The organism is Amycolatopsis sp. NPDC048633, assembly GCF_040650695.1.
Taxonomy (GTDB): Bacteria; Actinomycetota; Actinomycetes; order Mycobacteriales; family Pseudonocardiaceae; genus Amycolatopsis.
Genome location: NZ_JBEZHS010000007.1, coordinates 145249 through 163654, shown reverse-complemented (window position 1 = coordinate 163654; position 18406 = coordinate 145249). Strand labels below are relative to the sequence as shown.

Below are 18406 nucleotides of genomic sequence, written 5' to 3'. Positions count from 1 at the left end.
GGGCATGCAGAAGATCGGGAAGATCGTGGTCGTCGCCGCGGCGGCGCTGTCGCTGGCCGCGTGCGGCCAGGACGCCAAGCCCCAGACGGCCGCTCCGGCGGGGCCGGCCGTTCCGTCGTCCGGCGCCGCCCAGGCGACCCAGAGCAAGGGCCGCGAGTGCACCGCGGACGACATCAAGACGACGGGGAAGTTCGGCGAGAAGCCCGACATCACCATCCCGGACGACTGCGACCCGCCGAAGAAGCTGATCACCAAGGACCTGTCCGAGGGCACCGGCGAACCCGCGAAGGCCGGCCAGAAGCTCCAGATGAACTACCACCTGGTGACGTGGTCGGACAAGCAGGTGCTGGACAGCTCGTTCGGCCAGAAGCCGTTCGACCTGACCCTCGGCGCGGGCGAGGTCATCCCGGGCTGGGACCAGGGCCTGACCGGCATCAAGCAGGGCGGCCGCCGCCTGCTGATCATCCCGCCGGACCTCGCGTACGGCGAGGGCGGGCGCGGCATCAAGCCGAACGAGACGCTGGTCTTCGTGACGGACGCGGTGGCGGTCCCCGCCGCCTAGGGCTGATCCGACCGGGGTGAGGGCCGCCGCGGGGCGGCCCTCACGACGTCAGGGGATGAGCAGGAGCTTGCCGGTGGTGCGCCGGGCCTGCAGGTCTTCGTGGGCGCGGCGGGCGTCGGCCAGGGGGTACTTGCCGCCGATGCGGACGGTGAGGTCGCCCGCCAGGACCGCGTCGAACAGCTCCTTCGACCGCCAGTCGATCTCCTCGCGGGTGCGCGTGTAGTGCGCCGAGGTCGGGCGCGTCAGGTACAGGGAGCCGCCGGAGTTGAGGCGCTGCGGGTCGATCGGGGGCACCGCGCCGCTGGAAGCGCCGAACAGCGCCAGCAGGCCGCGGATCTTGAGGCTCGCGAGGCTGCCGTCGACCGTGTCCTTGCCGACGCCGTCGTATACGACGTCGACGCCGTTGCCGTCGGTCAGGTCGCGGGTGATCTTCGCGAAGTCGTCGCGGTCGTAGCGGATCACCTCGTCGGCGCCGGCTTCGCGGGCGAGCTTCTCCTTCTCCTCGGTCGACACCGTGCCGATGACGCGGGCGCCACGCGCCTTCGCCAGCTGCACCAGCAGCAGGCCGACGCCGCCCGCGGCCGCGTGCACCAGCACGTCGTGGCCGGGCTTGACCTCGAACGTCGACGCGACCAGGTAGTGCGCCGTCATGCCCTGCAGCATGGTCGCGGCCGCCGTCTCCAGCGAGACGCCTTCGGGCACCTTCACGGCCATCGACGCGGGGAGGACCTTGCGCGCCGCGTAGCTGCCGAGGGAGCCCTGCCAGGCGACGCGGTCGCCGGCCTCGAACCCGGTCCCGGGGGCCGCTTCGACGACCGTGCCGGCGCCCTCGAGGCCGAGCACGAACGGCAGGTCGATCGGGTAGATGCCCTGGCGCTGGTAGGTGTCGATGAAGTTGACGCCGGCCGCGGCGACGTCGACCAGCAGTTCGCCGGCCTCCGGGGCGCGGACGTCCACTTCGGCCGCTTCGAGCACTTCCGGGCCGCCGGTCTTCGTCACCTGTACTGCCGTGGGCATGGGTCCTCCTCGGATCGGGTTCTCCCAGGCACAACTATGGCCGAGGCCACGCTGTTCCGCGTTCCGGCCGCCGGTTGGGTACGGTTCGGACGTGGCTGAAACTTCTGAGGACGTCGTCTCGCCGTCCGGCGCTCAGCTGGGCGCGGCGCGCAAGTTCGTGAAGGCGCACGGCAAGCCGTCCCGTGCGGTGGTGGAGAACATCGGCCGGGCCGGCGCCCGCGTCGTGCTCGTGGGCGCGGACGGCGCCCTGGGCGACGTGGTGGTGCCCTCGGTGGCGACCGGCGAGGCACTGGTCGAGGCGGTCGAGGGCATCGAAGCGGCGTCGTGGGACGCGGAGACGGTGAAGGCCACGAAGATCGGCGCGGAGCACCGGCGCAAGATGGCCGGCCGATGAGCCGCACGGCGATCCTGGTCAGCTGCGCGGAGCTCCCCACGGGTGACGGCGACGACGACGCTGTGGTGCCCGCGTTGGAGTCACTGGGTTTCTCGGTGTCGTGGGCGGCATGGGACTCGGGTGCCTCGTTCGAGGACGCCGACGCGGTGATCCTGCGCGCGACGTGGGACTACCCTTCGCGGCTTTCGGAGTTTCTCTCGTGGTGCGAGTCGGTGCCGGCGCTGTACAACCCGGCTGGGGTCGTCCGGTGGAACACGGACAAGTCGTACCTGGCCGAGCTGCTCGACGCGGGTCTCGCGGTGGTCCCGACGGTCTTGGTCTCACCGGGTGACACTGCCCGTTTCCCTTCATCGGACTTCGTGGTAAAGCCATCGGTGGGCGCCGGTTCCCGCGGGGCGGCCCGGTTCGACGGCGGCGCGGACGCTTCTTCCCACGTGGCGGCTTTGCACGCCGAGGGCCACACGGCGCTGATCCAGCCGTACCAGTCCAGTGTGGACACCGACGGCGAGCTGGCGCTGGTGTATCTGGGCGGAATGTACTCCCACGCGTTCACCAAGGGCGCGATGCTGGGGTCCACAATGGACGACTCGGGGCTGTACCTGTCGGAGAAGCTGGCGGCGGCCTCGCCGCCGGCGGATGCGGTGGCGTTGGCCGAGGACGTGCTGGACGCGGCGTCGGCGTTGCTGGGGATCCTGCGGGCCGAGCTGTTGTACGCGCGGGTGGACCTGGTACGTGGTGCGGACGGCAAGCCGTTGCTGCTGGAGCTGGAGCTGACGGAGCCATCGCTGGGCTTCCGCCAGGCGGACCCGGCCGCGGCGACGCGGTTCGCCTCGGCGGTGCGGCAGCAACTGGCGTAGTCACCGGACGGCCTGCTGTACCGCGGCGAACACGAGGGCGACGACCGCCCCGATCACGGGTCACGGCCAGCGAGCCGGTGATCAAATAGAGGCCGCCGATCCCGGTCAGGCCGACCTTGATCAATTCCCGCAAGCCACCGCCCCGCGCAGGCTTACTTGTCCTTCCCTTGGTCACTGTGCTACCCCTTTATCGGTGTACTAGTACGCATCGGTCAATGGTGAAGGGTGGTGAGCCGTTCCGGACATGGTCTTCGGTTTCCGGTTCGGATTTCTCGTCGTCGGCGCGTTGTTGCCGCAGATTTCGCCGTTGTCCGGACTGGTCGGGGATTGTCGATCTTCGTCGGGGTAGCAGAGGACGCCATGACCATGGAGATGGGCAGCGAACCGGTCGACGAGGTGGCTTCGCGCGCGGAAGTCGGCGCCGCGCTGCGCTGGCTGGCGACCCGCAAGGACGGTGTGCCACTTCGGTTCCTTCGTGATGCTATCGAAAACCGGCGAGCGAGGCGGCGGCTGCGCTCCGCTCATTGGTCACGTCGACAGAGTCGCTGCCCGAGGCGACGGCGGAGTCGCGCGCGTTCGCTGTGTGGGGCCTGATGCTCGACGAGATCGGCACAGCCGGAGATTCCCGTCGCGACAGCACGCTGATGGCGGCGTTTCGACTGCTGCCGGCGCCGGGCGGGACCGATTGGAAGGGCACGTTGGGTGATCGTTTCCGGCAGTTGATGCTGCTGCCGGGTGTCTTCGGCGATCCGCCGCCCACCACCACGACGCCGATGCACCAAGCATGGCGGCGCGCGCTCGAGAACCTGACGGGCCGCTTGGTGGAGAAACTGGACTCGCTGGAGGGGGCGGACTGGCGGCCCTACATCGACATCGGCCGGGCGGCAGTGGAAGTCGTGAACGAGTGCGTCGCCTGGCGGGCTCGGGCGGCGTCGAGAGGGGCGCAGCCGGTGTTCGTGGAGCGCATGCTCATAACGGCGGTCATGCATCGCCGGACGGTGCGGCGCCGCATCACCGAACGCGACGTCATCGCCTGCGAGGACGGCGTCGACGGCTATGACGCGCATGCGCTGATCGGCTGGACGCACGACGCGGCGGAAGTACCGGTGACGGCACTGTGGGCGTGCCGGGTGGTCGCTTCACCCAGGGTGCACCCGGGCGCCCCGGGTTTGGTGCGTCTGCGCTTTCGCCGGACGCTGCGCAAGGGCGAGCGCTACGCGTTCGTGTCCGAGGCGTTCGACGGGCGGCTCGACGAAGAACGCGAGTGGCTCAACGTCGACGTGGACCACCACGGCATCGCGCCCGGCGGCCTGACGATCCAGCTGAACTTCGATTCGAGACAGCTTCCCGAGGCGTGCTGGTGGTATTCGGAACAACTCGAATTCGAGCGGACTAGGCAACCGTCGGTGACCCACACCTGCTCCCGGTCGGGGACGGTTTCGTCCGGCACACCTTCGCCGACGGGTGCCATCCGCGGGAGGGTTACGGTATTGCCTTTAGGTGGAAGTCCTCATGACCGATGTGAGTCGCATCGGTCACGAGAGGTCCATCCTTATCGTGTCAGCGTCGGCATATTGGGCTCATGCGCTTACCCGCTTGGCGGCCAGCCGCTCTGCCTTCGGCCACCGCACATCCGTCGCCCAGCCCAGACGCTCGAAGCCCCAGATCACCCGAGCCGAGATGTCCACCTGCCCCCGCAGCACCCCGTGCCGCGCGCAGGTCGGATCGGCGTGGTGCGAGTTGTGCCAAGACTCGCCCATCGAAAGCAAAGCCAACGGCCAGAAGTTCGCCGCCTTGTCGCGGCTCGCGAACGGCCTCTCGCCGATCAAGTGACAAACCGAGTTCACCGACCACGTCACATGGTGCAGGAAAGCGATCCGCACCAAGCCGGCCCAGAAGAACGCCGTCACGACACCCCACCACGACCACGAAAGCAACCCGCCCAATGCAGCAGGCAGAGCCAGACTCAAAGTGATCCACAGCCAGAAGAACCGGTTCACCACCTGAAGATCGCCGTCAGCCACCAGGTCCGGGGCGAAGCGATCGGCGTTCGTCACCTCGCGGGAAAACATCCACCCCATGTGCGAGTGCCAGAAACCGCGCAGCAGCGCCGATGGTGATGTGCCGAACAGCCACGGCGAGTGCGGGTCGCCTTCGCGGTCGGCGAACGCGTGGTGACGCCGGTGGCTCGCCACCCAGAAGATCACCGAGCCCTGGACCGCCATGCTGCCCGCGATCGCCAGCACCACCCGCAGGGGACGCGATGCCTTGAACGCGCCGTGGGTGAAGTAGCGGTGGTAGCCCACCGTCACGCCGAGCGTCGCGAACACGTAGAACACCGCCGCGAGGATCAGGTCGATCCAGCTCATGCCCCAGCCCCACACCAGCGGGACCGCGATGAGGAGCGCCGCGAACGGCACCAGCAGGAACGTCTTGAGCACGAGCATCTCGCCGGTCTTCCGACGGTGCGAGATGAGCGGCTTGGGCGCGGAGCGCGTCGTCATGCCCAGACCCTAAGCGGTACGAGTTACGGAGGTGTGACCGCGGGTTGCTCAGGCGGTGGCGAGTGCCGGTTCCTTCGGCGCCGCCGTCAGCGAGACGACCGGGCCGCGGTCGCGGCTGCCCGTCCACAGTGTCGCCGTCGCGATGATCACCGTCATCGCGCCGAGCACGTGGAACGACACCATCGCCTCCGGCACGCCCAGCGCGTACTGCAGCGAGCCGAGCCCGCCCTGCGCGAGCGCGACCACCCAGACCGCCGTGTAGCGCTGCCACAGCCCCTTCGGCGCACCGACGCGCAGCAGCTGGAGGCCGAACACCGCGAGCAGCAGCATGTACAGCACCAGCAGTCCGCCGTGGACCTGGGCGAGCGTCTCGACCGGGAGGGCCAGGCGGTGCGTGTTGAGGTCACCGCTGTGCGGGCCGGCGCCGGTCACCGTCGTGCCCGCCGCGAGCACCAGCCACATCACGACGGCCAGCGCGACCAGGATCCCGCGGCCGGCGGCGGGGACGAGCGGGCGCGCGGGCTCGTCGCCTTCGCGGAACGCGCGCAGCAGCAGGACCGCGAGCCAGACGAGGGGAGTGGTGGCGAGGAAGTGGATCGCGACGGTCCACCACTCGAGCTTGGCGAGCACGGTCATGCCGCCGACGACGGCCTGCAGCACGACGCCGCCGGGCATCGTCCAGGCCAGCTTCACCAGGCGCTTGCGGGACGGGTGGTCGATCTGGACGCGCCACGCGGTGAGGACGGCGATCGCGGCGACGGCGATGACGACGCCGGTGAGCATCCGGTTGCTGAACTCGATCCACTGGTTGAGCGCGTGGATGCCGGGGTGGTTCACCGGCACCAGGCTGCCCGCGACGCACTGGGGCCAGGTCGGGCAGCCGAGGCCGGAGCCGGTGACGCGCACGATGGAGCCGGTGACGCCGATCAGCGCCTGCGCGAGGACCGCGGCGATCCCGACGGCCCGCTGCACGGCGGCGGACGGAAACGGCAGGCGGGCGACGAGGCTGGTGAACGGCACGACATCGATGGTAGAGCGCGCGGAAACGCGGCATTCGGCAGGTCCCGGCGCCCAGAACACCGGCGCGGCCACAAGGGACCTAGGTCACGCGGGTTCCGGGACCCGCGTCAGGCGTGCCCCAGCGGGCCGGTCACGTCGTGATCCGCGATCGCCCAGCACACCGCGGTCGTGTCGCCCGTGGGCCAGTCCTCCGGGAGCGGGAGGATCGCCGTCGAGGTGATCCCGGGGCGGCGGCCGCCCAGGTAGGCGATCACCTTCTGCTCACAGTGCTCGATCGCCTGGCCCACCACGGGGCCGTTCAGGTCGATCGGCGGGTCGGTCGCCTTGCCCAGCGCCAGCACCCCCGGCACCGCCTCCGAGCGGTGCGGGCCGCCGCAGGGCACGACGTGGACCGGGCTCTCCTTCAGCGGCTCGCCCGCCCGGCACTCCTGGAACCGGCCGAGGCCGTGCGCGAGCGCCGCGGCGAGCGCGCCCGGCTGCTTCACGGGCTTGTTGTCGCTGCCCCGGGCCGTCATCAGGCACGCGTACCAGCGCTCGCCCGCGTCCCACTTCTGCTCGGACGGCCACAACGCGATCGTCTCCAGCGTGCTCGCGTCCGCATCCGGGCTGCCCAGGTACGCCGGCAGCGCCGTGCGGCAGGCCGGGCGGGCGAACCGCTTCACGTCCGGCGGGTAGGCGGGCGGGACGTCCGGGGCGAAGCTCGCCGACGTCATCACCTCGTACTCGTGCGGCCGGTCGCAGGCCACCTTCGTGATCTCGCGGTCGCCGGCCGGGAGCTCCAGGCAGTCACCGCTGCGGTACGGCCCCACGCCGGTGCCCGGCCGCGGGACTCCCGGCGTCGTCGGGACGACGGTCGCGGGCGCCGCCCGGCCGCCCGTGATCGTCGTGCAGCCGGCGAGCACCAACGGCAGGGCCAGCAGCACCAGGACGCGACGCATGGGAGGAACTTAGGGCGGGCGCCCGGGGACCGGTCCCGGCGTCAGGTGAGCTTCGTCGTGCGGGAAGCCAGCGCTCCCGCGAGGACCGCCCACACCGCCAGCACCACGAGCGGCCCGGGCGCGAACGCGCCGTCGACCAAAGCGGACCGCAGCCCCTCGGCCAGCGCTCCCGACGGCAGCAGCTCCACCACGTGCGCCAGCCCCGGCGGCAACGCCGACGGGGCCAGCAGGATCCCGCCCGCCAGCAGCAGCACGAACCAGACGATGTTCGCCAGCGCCAGCACGGCTTCCGCGCGCAGCGCGCCACCGAGCAGCACGCCGAGCGCCCCGAACGCCAAGGTCCCGGCCACCAGCAGCAGGACCGCCGAAGCCAGTCCCGACAGCGAAGGCGACCAGCCGAGGAACGCCGCCACCACGCCGATGATCACCGACTGCAGCGCCACCACCACGACGGCCGCCGCGAGCCGGCCCGTCACCAGCAGCCAGCGCGGCAACGCCGTCGCCGAAAGGCGCTTCAGCACTCCGTAGCGCCGATCGAAACCGAGGGCGATGGCCTGGCCGGTGAACGCCGACGACATCACCGCCAGCGCCAGGATCCGCGGCGTGATCCAGTCCACTTTGGACGTCGAGCCGAGCTGGGTCGCGGGCAGGATGTCCAGCAGGGACAAGCCGATCAGCAGCGCCAGCGGGATCAGCAGCGTCAGCAGCACCTGCTCGCCGTGGCGCAGCGTCAGGCTCGCCTCGACGCGCGCGTGGGTCCGCAGCATCCGGCCCAGCGAGCCGCGTCCGGGCGCCGGGGTGAACGTGCCCGCCGGGAAGTCCGTCATGCCCGCAGCTCCCGTCCGGTCAGCTCCAGGAAGACCTCTTCGAGCGTCCGGCGGCCGACCTGCAGCTCCTCCGGCAGCACGCCCTGCTGGGCGCACCAGGACGTGACCGTCGACACGACCTGCGGGTCGACCGAGCCGACCACGACGTAGGTCCCCGGCGCCGACTCGCGCACGTCGTAGCCCTCCGGCAGGGCGGCCGTCAGCAGCTTGGTGTCGAGCCGGGTGCGGGCCTTGAAGCGCAGGCCCGCGGTGCCGCTCTCGTCGATCGTCAGGGTGTGCGGCGCGCCGGAGACGACGACCTTGCCGTGGTCCGTGATCACCACGGTGTCGGCCAGCGCTTCGGCCTCCTCCATCAAGTGTGTGGTGAGCAGCACCGAGACGCCGTCACGGCGCAACGCGCCGAGCAGGTCCCACACCAGCCGCCGGGCCTGCGGGTCCATGCCCGCCGTCGGCTCGTCGAGGAACACCAGCTCCGGCCGTCCGATCAGCGCGCACGCGAGCGAAAGCCGCTGCTGCTGGCCACCGGAAAGCCGCTTGAACGGCGTCCGCCGCACCGAAGCCAGCCCGAGGACGTCCAGCAGCCAGGCCGGGTCCAGCGGGGAGGCCGCGCAGGACGCCACCAGCCCGAGCATCTCGTCGGCGCGGACGCCGGGGTAGGCACCGCCGCCCTGGGGCATGATCCCGACGCGGGGGCGCAGCGCGGCCGACTCGCGCACCGGGTCGAGGCCGAGCACGCGCACCGTGCCGGCGTCAGGCTTCAGGAAGCCTTCGCAGATCTCGACGGTGGTGGTCTTGCCGGCCCCGTTCGGGCCGAGCAGGGCGAGCAGGCTGCCGCGCTCCATCCGCAGGTCGAGACCGTCGACCGCGCGGGTGGAGCCGTAGCTTTTCACCAGCCCGGTGATCTCGACGGCGGGGGCACTCACATCGGGTCACGATACGGCGTCAGCCCCCGCGGGCACCCGCGGGGACGGCCTGGAGAGCAAGACGGGAGCGAGCCGCCGCACGATGAGCATCCCGGCGCCGCACACGACGATCGCCGCGACGTAGGCGAACGGGAGCACGTACGGGCGGCCGTCGAAGGTGCTGCCGGTGGGCGGCAGCAGGAACGGCAGGGCGGCGGACAGCACCGCCGCGGCCACCCGGAACCGGGACGTCCCGGCCGCGGCGGCCAGCGGGATCACCGCCCACAGCACGTACCAGGGCTGCAGGTTGATCTGCAGGATCATCACCGCGCCGAGGGAGACGCCGAGGCCGATGATCGGCCGGTAGCGCCACTTGAAGCTGTCCCACAGGAACTTGAACGTGATCGCGACGGCGACCAGGTAGCCCAGCGTGCCGAGGATCGGCACCAGGCCGTTGGTGTGGTTGCCGAGCCCGAGCGCGATGCCGAGGACGCCGGAGAGGTTGGCCAGCTCGGCGGTGGGGGAGATCCAGGCGCGGACCAGGCCGGGGGTGTCGAACGTCGCACCGACCCAGCCGAAGCCGAGCCCGGTGCCGAAGCAGACCGCGACCAGCACGACGCCGAACCACAGCGCCATCGGCGCCCCGGCGAAGAAGAGGTCCTTGAGCCGGCCGTGCCAGCGCCGCGCGACCATCACGGCGAAGAAGGGCAAGGCGAACAGCGCGGGCAGCTTCACCGCGACGCCCAGGGTGATGATCGCCACCCCGAGCCCGATGTAGAGCAGCTCGCCGCGCGCCAGCGGTGGTGGCGTGTCGCCCTTCACCCGGATCGGCAGCCGCCGGATGCCCACCTCCAGCCCGGCGAGCATCAGGCCGATGGCGAGCGCGTCGTTGTGGGCGCCCGCGATGAAGTGGAAGATCAGCAGCGGGTTCAGGGCGCCGAGCCAGAGCGCGGTCGCGGGCTGGACGCCGAACCGGCGCGCCAGCCGCGGCAGGGCCCAGACGATGAGGACCACGCCGGCCAGCGCGAGCACGCGCTGCAGCAGCACACCCACCGCGATGCTGTTCCCGGCGAGCGGGGCCAGCCAGCCGCCGAGGCGCAGCACCAGCGGCCCGTACGGCGCCGGCGTCTCGCGCCACATGTTCGACACGCCCGCCGTGAACTTGTCGGCGACGCCGAGGGCCTGCGCCGGGCCGAGCGTGTACGGGTCCATCCCGCGGTGCACGATCTCGCTCTGCGCGAGGTAGCTGTAGACGTCGCGGGAGAACAGCGGCGGGATGACCAGCAGCGGCAGCACCCACAGCGCGATGGTGCGCGCCAGCTGGCCCTGCGACGCCAGGTGGGCGCGGTCCGGCCGGGCGAACTTGCCGAGCATCAGCCAGCTCAGCACCAGGATGCCCATCCCGGAGATGGCGATGGCCAGCGAGACCGTCGGGATCCGGGTGAACAGCCGCAGCACCGGGATCTCCTGCACCGGGTTGATCACCGGAGCGGCGCCGGCCCCGAGGGAGCCGAGCGCGAGGAAGAGCGACCCGACCGTGCCGAAGCGGCGGACCACGTTCAGGCCGCGCCGCTCGTCGGCCTCCAGGGGCAGCGGCTCCAGCGGGAGGACGGGCGAAAGCGTCACGGGGTGCGCACTCTCGGTGTCGAGCTGTGCCACCTGCTGTTCCTGCTGCCCAGGATGTTCACCCACTGCCACGCGTGCAGGGTATCGGGGCCGCCGCCGAGTGAGTCGGGTCACTGCCGGACACCCCGCCTTTGCCGACCGCCGGGAAATAAGACACACTTGTGTTGTGAAAAAGACGGAGGCGGGTGACCAGGTGGGCGGCGACATGCCGCGTGCCGGGCTTCCCGTGGTTCCGTCGCAGGTCAGCGCCGAGGGCAAGACCCGCCACGAGGTCGCCCGCGTGCTCCTGGAACAGGGTCCCATGACCGCCGTCGTGGTCGCCGAGCAGCTCGGGATCAGCCCGACGGCCGTCCGCCGGCACCTCGACGCGCTTCTCGCGGACGGCGAAGCCGCGACGAGGGACGCGCCGCGGCGCGGACCCCGAGGTCGGGGTCGTCCGGCGAAGCTTTTCCTGCTTACCGAGTCCGGCCGCGCCCGCTTCGGGCACGCCTACGATGACCTGGCCGTCTCCGCCATCCGCTTCCTCGCCGAGCACGCCGGTGAAGACGCCGTACGCGCCTTCGCCGAGCGTCGCGTGGCTTCGCTGGTCGAGCCGCACCGCGCGGCGATCACCGGTTCGAGTGATCCCGCGACGCGCGCGGAGGCCTTGGCGACCGCCCTGACCAGGGAGGGCTACGCTGCGTCGACCCGTCAGGTCGGTGCGCCGGCCCCGGGTCAGAACGTCGGTGCGCAGCTCTGTCAGCACCACTGTCCGGTCGCCCACGTGGCCGCGGAGTTCCCGCAGCTGTGCGAGGCCGAGACGGAGGCGTTCGCGCAGCTGCTGGGCACCCACGTCCAGCGGCTGGCGACCATCGCGCGCGGTGACTCCGCGTGCACCACCCACGTACCCGCTTCGGCGGGTCAGCCGGCCCATCCCGAGCCGGTCAGCACGGTGCCCTCTGGGCGCACAGCACGGATCCCGAATGGAGGGAAACCCGCATGACTGCCGCTGCCGAGCAGCGCACTCCCACCACCGCGCCACTGAGCCAGGAAGAGACCATCGAGTCCCTTGGCAAGTACGCGTTCGGCTGGGCCGACTCCGACGAAGCGGGCGCCAGCGCCCGTCGCGGGCTGAACGAAGATGTCGTCACCGACATCTCCGGGAAGAAGTCCGAGCCGGAGTGGATGCGCGAAGCGCGACTGAAGGCGCTCAAGCTCTTCGAGAAGAAGCCGATGCCCAACTGGGGCGCGGACCTCTCCGGGATCGACTTCGACAACATCAAGTACTTCGTCCGCTCCAGCGAGAAGCAGGCTGCGAGCTGGGAAGACCTGCCCGAGGACATCAAGAACACGTACGACAGGCTCGGCATCCCCGAGGCGGAGAAGCAGCGCCTCGTCGCCGGTGTCGCGGCCCAGTACGAGTCCGAGGTCGTCTACCACTCGATCCGCGAGGACCTCGAGAAGCAGGGCGTCCTGTTCCTGGACACGGACACCGCGCTCAAGACGCACCCGGAGCTGTTCGAGGAGTACTTCGGCTCGGTCATCCCGGCCGGCGACAACAAGTTCTCCGCGCTGAACACGGCGGTGTGGTCCGGCGGCTCGTTCATCTACGTGCCCAAGGGCGTCAAGGTGGACATCCCGCTGCAGGCCTACTTCCGGATCAACACCGAGAACATGGGCCAGTTCGAGCGCACCCTGATCATCGTCGACGAAGACGCCTACGTGCACTACGTCGAGGGTTGCACGGCGCCGATCTACCAGTCCGACTCGCTGCACTCGGCGGTCGTGGAGATCATCGTCAAGAAGGGCGCCCGCTGCCGTTACACGACCATCCAGAACTGGTCGAACAACGTCTACAACCTGGTCACCAAGCGCGCCAAGTGCGAAGAGGGCGCGACCATGGAATGGATCGACGGCAACATCGGTTCCAAGGTGACGATGAAGTACCCGTCGGTGTTCCTCATGGGCGAGCACGCCAAGGGCGAGGTCTTGTCGGTCGCGTTCGCGGGCGAGGGCCAGCACCAGGACGCGGGCGCCAAGATGGAGCACCTCGCGCCGTACACCTCCTCGACGATCGTGTCGAAGTCGGTGGCGCGCGGCGGCGGCCGCACCTCGTACCGCGGCCTGGTCCGCGTCGCGAAGCGGGCGCACCACTCGCGCTCCAGCGTCGTGTGCGACGCCCTGCTGGTCGACACGATCTCGCGCTCGGACACTTACCCGTACGTGGACATCCGCAACGACGAGGTGTCCATGGGCCACGAGGCCACGGTGTCCAAGGTCAGCGAAGAGCAGCTGTTCTACCTGATGTCGCGCGGCCTCGACGAGGCCGAGGCGATGGCGATGATCGTGCGCGGGTTCGTCGAGCCCATCGCGCGTGAGCTGCCGATGGAGTACGCGCTCGAGCTGAACCGCCTGATCGAGCTCCAGATGGAAGGGTCCGTCGGCTAGTCATGTCGGTTACCGAGAACAACGTTTCCGAAGCTCTTCGCGAGGGGGCCGTCATTCCGGCGGCCTCCCGCGCGGAGCGCTTCACCTCCTACGACGTCGAGGCCTTCGAGGTCCCGGGCGGCCGTGAGGAGAACTGGCGCTTCACGCCGATGAAGCGGCTGCGCGGCCTGCACGACGGCAGCGCGCCCGCCACCGGCGAGATCACGCTGGAAGCCGACGCCGCCCCCGAACTCACCATCGAGACCGTCGGCCGCGACGACTCGCGGCTGGGCCAGGCCGGCGTGCCGAGCGACCGCATCGCCGCGCAGGCCTACTCCTCGTTCACCAAGGCCACCGTCGTCACGGTGCCCAAGGAGACGAAGGCGTCCAAGCCGTCCGTCCTGCGCATCCACGGCCCGGGGGTGGACAAGGTCGCCTACGGGCACCTGCAGGTCCGCGCCGAGGCGTTCGCCGAAGCCGTCGTCGTGCTCGACCACGTCGGCTCCGGCACCTACGCCGACAACGTCGAGTTCGTCATCGGCGACGGCGCCAAGGTCACCGTGGTCAGCGTCCAGGACTGGGCCGACGACGCGGTGCACGTCTCCGAGCAGCACCTGAAGCTGGGCCGCGACGCCGCGCTGCGGCACACCGTGATCACCCTCGGCGGTGACCTGGTCCGCGTCTCGCCGACGGCGACCTTCGCCGACAAGGGCGGCGACGTCGACATGCTCGGCGTCTACTTCGCCGACGGCGGCCAGCACCAGGAACACCGCCTCTTCGTCGACCACGCGGTGCCGAACTGCAAGTCGCGCGTGGGCTACAAGGGCGCGCTGCAGGGCGAGGGCGCGCACACGGTCTGGATCGGCGACGTGCTGATCCGCGCCGCGGCCGAGGCCACCGACACCTACGAGTTCAACCGCAACCTGGTGCTCACACCCGGTGCCCGCGCGGACTCCGTGCCGAACCTCGAGATCGAGACCGGCGAGATCGAAGGCGCCGGCCACGCGAGCGCGACGGGAAGGTTCGACGACGAGCAGTTGTTCTACCTCCAGTCGCGCGGGATCGCCGAAGAAGCCGCTCGACGCTTGGTCGTGCGCGGGTTCTTCCACGAGATCCTGGTGAAGATCGACGTCCCCGAGGTGCGCGAGCGCCTCGAAGCCGCGATCGAGGCCGAGCTCGAAGCCGTTGGCGCCTGACGCCGTCCACCGCAGACTTTTAGGAAACGAAGAATGGCTACCCTGGAAATCAAGGACCTGCACGCCTCGGTCAACACCGACGAAGGCGCCAAGGAGATCCTCAAGGGCGTCAACCTGACGATCAAGTCGGGCGAGACGCACGCGATCATGGGCCCCAACGGCTCCGGCAAGTCCACCCTGTCCTACGCGATCGCCGGTCACCCGAAGTACCAGGTGACCTCCGGTGAGGTGCTGCTCGACGGCGAGAACGTCCTCGAGATGAGCGTCGACGAGCGCGCGCGGGCCGGGCTGTTCTTGGCCATGCAGTACCCCGTCGAGGTGCCGGGCGTGTCCATGTCCAACTTCCTCCGCACCGCGGCCACCGCGGTCCGTGGCGAGGCCCCCAAGCTGCGCCAGTGGGTCAAGGAGGTCAAGGAGGAGATGGGCAAGCTCGAGATCTCGCAGGAGTTCGCCGAGCGCTCGGTCAACGAAGGCTTCTCCGGCGGCGAGAAGAAGCGCCACGAGATCCTGCAGCTGGCGCTGCTCAAGCCGAAGTTCGCCATCCTCGACGAGACCGACTCCGGTCTCGACGTCGACGCCCTGCGCGTCGTGTCCGAGGGTGTCAACGCCTACAAGGCTTCGAGCGAGGTCGGCGTCATGCTGATCACGCACTACACCCGGATCCTGCGGCACATCACGCCGGACTTCGTGCACGTCTTCGCCGGCGGCAAGATCGTCGAGTCGGGCGGCAAGGAGCTGGCCGACGAGCTGGAGGAGCACGGCTACGTCAAGTACGTCGGCAAGCCCGAGCCGGCCGCGCTCTGACGTTCCCCACCCAGAACTACACCGAGAAAGAGAGGAGCCGGCCCGATGACCACCACCTCGGCTAGCTCTGTTCCTTTGGACGTCGCCGCCCTGCGCGCCGACTTCCCGATCCTGTCGCGCACCGTGCGTGACGGGAAACCCTTGGTGTACCTGGACTCCGGGGCGACGTCGCAACGCCCGACCGCGGTGTTCGACGCCGAACGCGACTACGTCTTCACGTCGAACTCCGCCGTCCACCGCGGTGCGCACCAGCTGTCCGAAGAGGCCACCGACGCCTACGAGTCCGCGCGCGCGAAGGTCGCGGAGTTCGTCGGCGCCGACCCCGAGGAACTGGTGTTCACCAAGAACGCGACCGAGGGCATCAACCTCGTCGCGTACTCGATGAGCAACGCCGCCACGGCCGGTCCGGAAGCCGAGCGCTTCCGGGTCGGCCCGGGTGACGAAATCGTCATCACCGAGATGGAGCACCACGCGAACCTCGTGCCCTGGCAGCAGTTGTGCCAGCGCACCGGGGCCACGCTGAAGTGGTTCAAGGTGACTGCGGACGGCAGGCTCGACCTGTCCGATGTGGACGAGCTCATCACCCCGAAGACCAAGGTCGTCGCGTTCGCGCACCAGTCGAACGTGCTCGGCACGGTCAACCCCGTCTCGCTGCTCGTCGAGAAGGCGAAGGCCGTCGGTGCGCTGACCGTCCTCGACGCCTGTCAGTCGGTGCCGCACTTCGCGGTCGACTTCCACGCGCTGGGCGTCGACTTCGCGGTGTTCTCCGGCCACAAGATGCTCGGCCCGTCCGGCATCGGCGTGCTCTACGGGCGCACCGAGCTGCTCTCGGCCATGCCGCCGTTCCTCACCGGCGGGTCGATGATCGAGATGGTCCGCATGGAGGGCTCGACCTTCGCGCCGCCGCCGCAGCGGTTCGAGGCGGGCGTGCCGATGACGTCGCAGGCCATCGGCCTCGGCGCGGCCGTCGACTACCTCTCGGCCATCGGCATGGACCGCATCGCGGCGCACGAGCACGAGCTCGCCGCGGCGGCCCTCGAAGGCATCGGCGCGATCCCGGGTGTCCGGATCGTCGGGCCGACGGACCTGAAGGACCGCGGCGCGACCGTGTCGTTCGTGATCGACGGCGTGCACCCGCACGACGCCGGCCAGGTCCTCGACAGCCTCGGCATCGCCGTCCGCGTCGGCCACCACTGCGCGTGGCCGCTGCACCGGGCGTGCAACGCCCAGGCGACCGTGCGCGCGTCGTTCTACCTGTACAACACGCTGTCCGAAGTGGACGAGCTGGTAGCGGGTGTTCGCGAGGCGCAGAAGTTCTTCGGGGTGGCCCAGTGAACCTCGAGAACATGTACCAGGAGATCATCCTGGACCACTACAAGCGCCCGCACGGCCGCGGCCTGCGCGACCCGTTCGACGCCGAGTCGTTCCAGGTCAACCCGACCTGCGGCGACGAGGTGACGCTGCGGGTCAAACTCGACGACGGGAAGGTCACCGACGTCTCCTACGACGGCCAGGGCTGCTCGATCAGCCAGGCCTCGACGTCGGTCTTGACGGATCTCGTCGTCGGCCACACCCTTGAGGAGGCGTTCACCACCATGGACGCCTTCGTGGAACTGATGCAGGGCAAAGGAAAGATCGAGCCGGACGAGGACGTGCTGGAGGACGGGATCGCCTTCGCGGGCGTCGCCAAGTACCCCGCCCGCGTCAAGTGCGCCCTCCTCGGCTGGATGGCTTTCAAGGACGCGGTCGCCCGGACCACCAGTGGAGCTGAGAACGCATGAGTGAAGACACCGCCACCGACGCTCGCGAGGGCCGGACCGCCGCCGACCTCGACGCCGAGACCACCGCCACGCAGGACCTCGACCTCGCCAAGCTCGAGGACGTCGAGGAAGCCATGCGCGACGTCGTCGACCCGGAGCTCGGCATCAACGTCGTCGACCTGGGCCTGGTCTACGACATCCGCGTCGAGCAGGACAACACGGCCACCATCGACATGACGCTCACGTCGGCGGCCTGCCCGCTGACCGACGTCATCGAGGACCAGACGTCGGCGGCACTCACGTCCGGCGGCCTGGTCAAGGACTTCCGGATCAACTGGGTCTGGATGCCGCCGTGGGGCCCGGAGAAGATCACCGAGGACGGCCGCGAGCAGCTGCGCGCCCTCGGCTTCACCGTCTGACTTCTTTCGCACCGAGCGGGTCACCTTCCGAGGTGGCCCGCTTTGTGTATAACGACCTATACCGCGCGTGCCAGGCCAGCGCGTACAGGACGAGCGCGGTGAGGAACCCGCTGCCGGCGCCGGTGACCGCGAGGTAAGTCGCGTTGCCGACGACCCCGGCGCCGGTCATCGGGTCGTGGTGGGCCAGGAAGGGCAGCACCTGCACTAGCACGCCGGCCAGCGTGCCTCCGGCCAGCAACGCCAGCACCGGCTTGCGGTGGCGGGTGGCTCTAGGCGCCGGCTCGGTGGGCGCCGTGCGGTACCAGCGCACGAGCCACCACGCGAGGATCGCGGCCCCGGCGATCGTGCTGACCAGCTGGATCAGCCGGCCGACGTCGACCCCGGTGACGAGCGGGGTCCGCAGGAACGAGAACCCGTCGTTCTCGTGGGTGAAGGCGTCCCAGCCGACGTGGGTCGCGGCGCCGAGGACCAGGGACAGGGCGATCCAGCCCGGCCGCTTCCAGCCGAAGTCGCGGGGGAGCCGTTCGGCCAGGGGTTTCGGGGCCAGGGCCAGCAGCGGTCGTTTCAGGAGGAGCTGGAAGAGCGCGAGGATCGCCAGCGCGAGCAGCGGGTCGAGCCAGAGGACCGACGCGAGCTCGTGGGTCTTGGTCAGCCCGACGCCGGGAAGCCGTGGCACGAACCAGTAGACGTCCGGCGCGATCGACCCGGCGACGAGCGCGGAGGGCACCAGCGGTCGTCTCGCCAGCGGCAGCACGGCGGCGGGATGACTCAGCGTGAACGGCACGGAGCTAGTATCCCGGGGTGGTCCTGCGGTCGATCCTCCTGTTCCTCGCGGCGGCGGTCTGCGAGATCGGCGGCGCGTGGCTGGTGTGGCAGGGCGTCCGCGAAAACCGTGGCTGGCTCTGGATCGGCGGCGGGCTGCTGGCGCTCGGCGTGTACGGCTTCGTGGCGACTCTTCAGCCGGACGCCCACTTCGGCCGCATCCTGGCGGCGTACGGCGGGGTGTTCGTGGCGGGTTCGCTGGTCTGGGGGATGGTCGCGGACGGTTACCGCCCGGACCGCTACGACGTGCTCGGCGCGCTCCTGTGCCTGGCCGGGGTCGCGGTGATCATGTACGCGCCTCGCCCGGTTTGAGCCGTAACGTTCCCCGGCCGCCGCCGATACACCGGTGCAA

19 protein-coding genes are annotated in these 18406 nt (G+C 70.2%); 11 read left to right on the top strand and 8 right to left on the bottom strand.

Translation table 11 applies throughout. From position 1 onward, the window contains the following. Positions 1-4 precede the first annotated feature (4 nt). The gene (locus AB0C38_RS16370; protein WP_360673115.1) at positions 5-562 is read left to right on the top strand and encodes an FKBP-type peptidyl-prolyl cis-trans isomerase; all 558 of its coding nucleotides are present in this window, start codon (positions 5-7) and stop codon (positions 560-562) included. Between the two features lie 48 nt (positions 563-610). Here AB0C38_RS16370 and AB0C38_RS16365 read toward each other — a convergent pair whose 3' ends face one another. Continuing rightward, entirely contained in the window at positions 611-1579 is a 969-nt protein-coding gene (locus tag AB0C38_RS16365; protein WP_360673112.1) for a quinone oxidoreductase, read from the bottom strand. Positions 1580-1670: 91 nt separating this feature from the next. Between AB0C38_RS16365 and AB0C38_RS16360 the strand changes: the two genes are divergently transcribed. Then, a complete protein-coding gene (locus tag AB0C38_RS16360) occupies positions 1671-1973 on the top strand; it encodes a hypothetical protein (protein ID WP_360673109.1) in 303 nt (100 codons plus the stop codon). Next, entirely contained in the window at positions 1970-2830 is an 861-nt protein-coding gene (locus AB0C38_RS16355) for a hypothetical protein (protein WP_360673106.1), read from the top strand. The genes AB0C38_RS16360 and AB0C38_RS16355 overlap by 4 nt, the downstream gene beginning before the upstream one ends. Positions 2831-4410: 1580 nt before the next feature. On the opposite strand, the gene AB0C38_RS16350 is transcribed toward AB0C38_RS16355, so the two are convergent. The 6 genes from AB0C38_RS16350 to mptB form a co-directional block, all read right to left on the bottom strand. Next, positions 4411-5334 (bottom strand): acyl-CoA desaturase, encoded by a 924-nt coding sequence (locus tag AB0C38_RS16350; protein WP_360673103.1) that lies wholly within the window; start codon positions 5332-5334, stop codon positions 4411-4413. Between the two features lie 48 nt (positions 5335-5382). Continuing rightward, positions 5383-6354, bottom strand: a complete 972-nt coding sequence (locus tag AB0C38_RS16345; RefSeq protein WP_360673101.1) for a COX15/CtaA family protein — start codon at positions 6352-6354, stop codon at positions 5383-5385. A gap of 107 nt (positions 6355-6461) precedes the next feature. Continuing rightward, positions 6462-7292, bottom strand: a complete 831-nt coding sequence (locus tag AB0C38_RS16340) for a septum formation family protein (protein WP_360673098.1) — start codon at positions 7290-7292, stop codon at positions 6462-6464. 41 nt (positions 7293-7333) lie between these two features. Further along, positions 7334-8119, bottom strand: a complete 786-nt coding sequence (locus tag AB0C38_RS16335) for an ABC transporter permease (RefSeq protein ID WP_360673095.1) — start codon at positions 8117-8119, stop codon at positions 7334-7336. Further along, a complete protein-coding gene (locus AB0C38_RS16330) occupies positions 8116-9042 on the bottom strand; it encodes an ABC transporter ATP-binding protein (protein WP_360673092.1) in 927 nt (308 codons plus the stop codon). The genes AB0C38_RS16335 and AB0C38_RS16330 overlap by 4 nt, the downstream gene beginning before the upstream one ends. Before the next feature lie 6 nt (positions 9043-9048). After that, positions 9049-10680 carry a polyprenol phosphomannose-dependent alpha 1,6 mannosyltransferase MptB gene (gene mptB, locus AB0C38_RS16325; protein WP_360673416.1) on the bottom strand — a complete coding sequence of 544 codons (1632 nt, stop codon included), beginning with the start codon at positions 10678-10680 and terminating at the stop codon, positions 9049-9051. Positions 10681-10852: 172 nt separating this feature from the next. On the opposite strand from mptB, the gene AB0C38_RS16320 reads away from it, so the two are divergent. From AB0C38_RS16320 to AB0C38_RS16290, 7 genes are read left to right on the top strand one after another with little or no spacing between them, the layout of a single operon-like run. Further along, entirely contained in the window at positions 10853-11629 is a 777-nt protein-coding gene (locus AB0C38_RS16320; RefSeq protein WP_360673413.1) for a metalloregulator ArsR/SmtB family transcription factor, read from the top strand. After that, positions 11626-13074, top strand: coding sequence for a Fe-S cluster assembly protein SufB (sufB, locus tag AB0C38_RS16315; protein WP_360673089.1), 1449 nt, complete (start codon positions 11626-11628; stop codon positions 13072-13074). The genes AB0C38_RS16320 and sufB overlap by 4 nt, the downstream gene beginning before the upstream one ends. 2 nt (positions 13075-13076) lie before the next feature. Beyond that, positions 13077-14249, top strand: coding sequence for a Fe-S cluster assembly protein SufD (gene sufD / locus AB0C38_RS16310; protein WP_284747203.1), 1173 nt, complete (start codon positions 13077-13079; stop codon positions 14247-14249). A gap of 33 nt (positions 14250-14282) precedes the next feature. Continuing rightward, positions 14283-15053, top strand: a complete 771-nt coding sequence (sufC, locus tag AB0C38_RS16305) for a Fe-S cluster assembly ATPase SufC (protein WP_360673085.1) — start codon at positions 14283-14285, stop codon at positions 15051-15053. Between the two features lie 45 nt (positions 15054-15098). Continuing rightward, positions 15099-16388, top strand: coding sequence for a cysteine desulfurase (locus AB0C38_RS16300; protein WP_360673082.1), 1290 nt, complete (start codon positions 15099-15101; stop codon positions 16386-16388). Beyond that, positions 16385-16834 carry a Fe-S cluster assembly sulfur transfer protein SufU gene (sufU, locus tag AB0C38_RS16295; protein WP_360673079.1) on the top strand — a complete coding sequence of 150 codons (450 nt, stop codon included), beginning with the start codon at positions 16385-16387 and terminating at the stop codon, positions 16832-16834. Before AB0C38_RS16300 ends, sufU begins: the two co-directional genes overlap by 4 nt. Further along, positions 16831-17232 carry a metal-sulfur cluster assembly factor gene (locus AB0C38_RS16290; RefSeq protein WP_360673076.1) on the top strand — a complete coding sequence of 134 codons (402 nt, stop codon included), beginning with the start codon at positions 16831-16833 and terminating at the stop codon, positions 17230-17232. Before sufU ends, AB0C38_RS16290 begins: the two co-directional genes overlap by 4 nt. Here the strand turns inward: AB0C38_RS16290 and AB0C38_RS16285 are convergent. Next, positions 17222-18016 (bottom strand): DUF4184 family protein, encoded by a 795-nt coding sequence (locus AB0C38_RS16285; protein WP_360673074.1) that lies wholly within the window; start codon positions 18014-18016, stop codon positions 17222-17224. The two genes, AB0C38_RS16290 and AB0C38_RS16285, sit on opposite strands and share 11 nt — an antisense overlap. Before the next feature lie 17 nt (positions 18017-18033). Here AB0C38_RS16285 and AB0C38_RS16280 point away from each other — a divergent pair, with 17 nt between their 5' ends. Further along, positions 18034-18366 (top strand): YnfA family protein, encoded by a 333-nt coding sequence (locus AB0C38_RS16280; RefSeq protein WP_360673071.1) that lies wholly within the window; start codon positions 18034-18036, stop codon positions 18364-18366. The last annotated feature ends 40 nt before the right edge of the window (positions 18367-18406 follow it).

What these genes read in the sequence shown, in the direction of transcription:
- AB0C38_RS16370 (WP_360673115.1), top strand. Translation starts at nt 5, where the DNA reads ATGCAGAAGATCGGGAAGATCGTGGTCGTCGCCGCGGCGGCGCTGTCG.
- AB0C38_RS16365 (WP_360673112.1), bottom strand. Translation starts at nt 1,579, where the DNA reads ATGCCCACGGCAGTACAGGTGACGAAGACCGGCGGCCCGGAAGTGCTC.
- AB0C38_RS16355 (WP_360673106.1), top strand. Translation starts at nt 1,970, where the DNA reads ATGAGCCGCACGGCGATCCTGGTCAGCTGCGCGGAGCTCCCCACGGGT.
- AB0C38_RS16350 (WP_360673103.1), bottom strand. Translation starts at nt 5,334, where the DNA reads ATGACGACGCGCTCCGCGCCCAAGCCGCTCATCTCGCACCGTCGGAAG.
- AB0C38_RS16340 (WP_360673098.1), bottom strand. Translation starts at nt 7,292, where the DNA reads ATGCGTCGCGTCCTGGTGCTGCTGGCCCTGCCGTTGGTGCTCGCCGGC.
- AB0C38_RS16335 (WP_360673095.1), bottom strand. Translation starts at nt 8,119, where the DNA reads ATGACGGACTTCCCGGCGGGCACGTTCACCCCGGCGCCCGGACGCGGC.
- AB0C38_RS16320 (WP_360673413.1), top strand. Translation starts at nt 10,853, where the DNA reads ATGCCGCGTGCCGGGCTTCCCGTGGTTCCGTCGCAGGTCAGCGCCGAG.
- sufB (WP_360673089.1), top strand. Translation starts at nt 11,626, where the DNA reads ATGACTGCCGCTGCCGAGCAGCGCACTCCCACCACCGCGCCACTGAGC.
- sufD (WP_284747203.1), top strand. Translation starts at nt 13,077, where the DNA reads ATGTCGGTTACCGAGAACAACGTTTCCGAAGCTCTTCGCGAGGGGGCC.
- sufC (WP_360673085.1), top strand. Translation starts at nt 14,283, where the DNA reads ATGGCTACCCTGGAAATCAAGGACCTGCACGCCTCGGTCAACACCGAC.
- AB0C38_RS16300 (WP_360673082.1), top strand. Translation starts at nt 15,099, where the DNA reads ATGACCACCACCTCGGCTAGCTCTGTTCCTTTGGACGTCGCCGCCCTG.
- AB0C38_RS16290 (WP_360673076.1), top strand. Translation starts at nt 16,831, where the DNA reads ATGAGTGAAGACACCGCCACCGACGCTCGCGAGGGCCGGACCGCCGCC.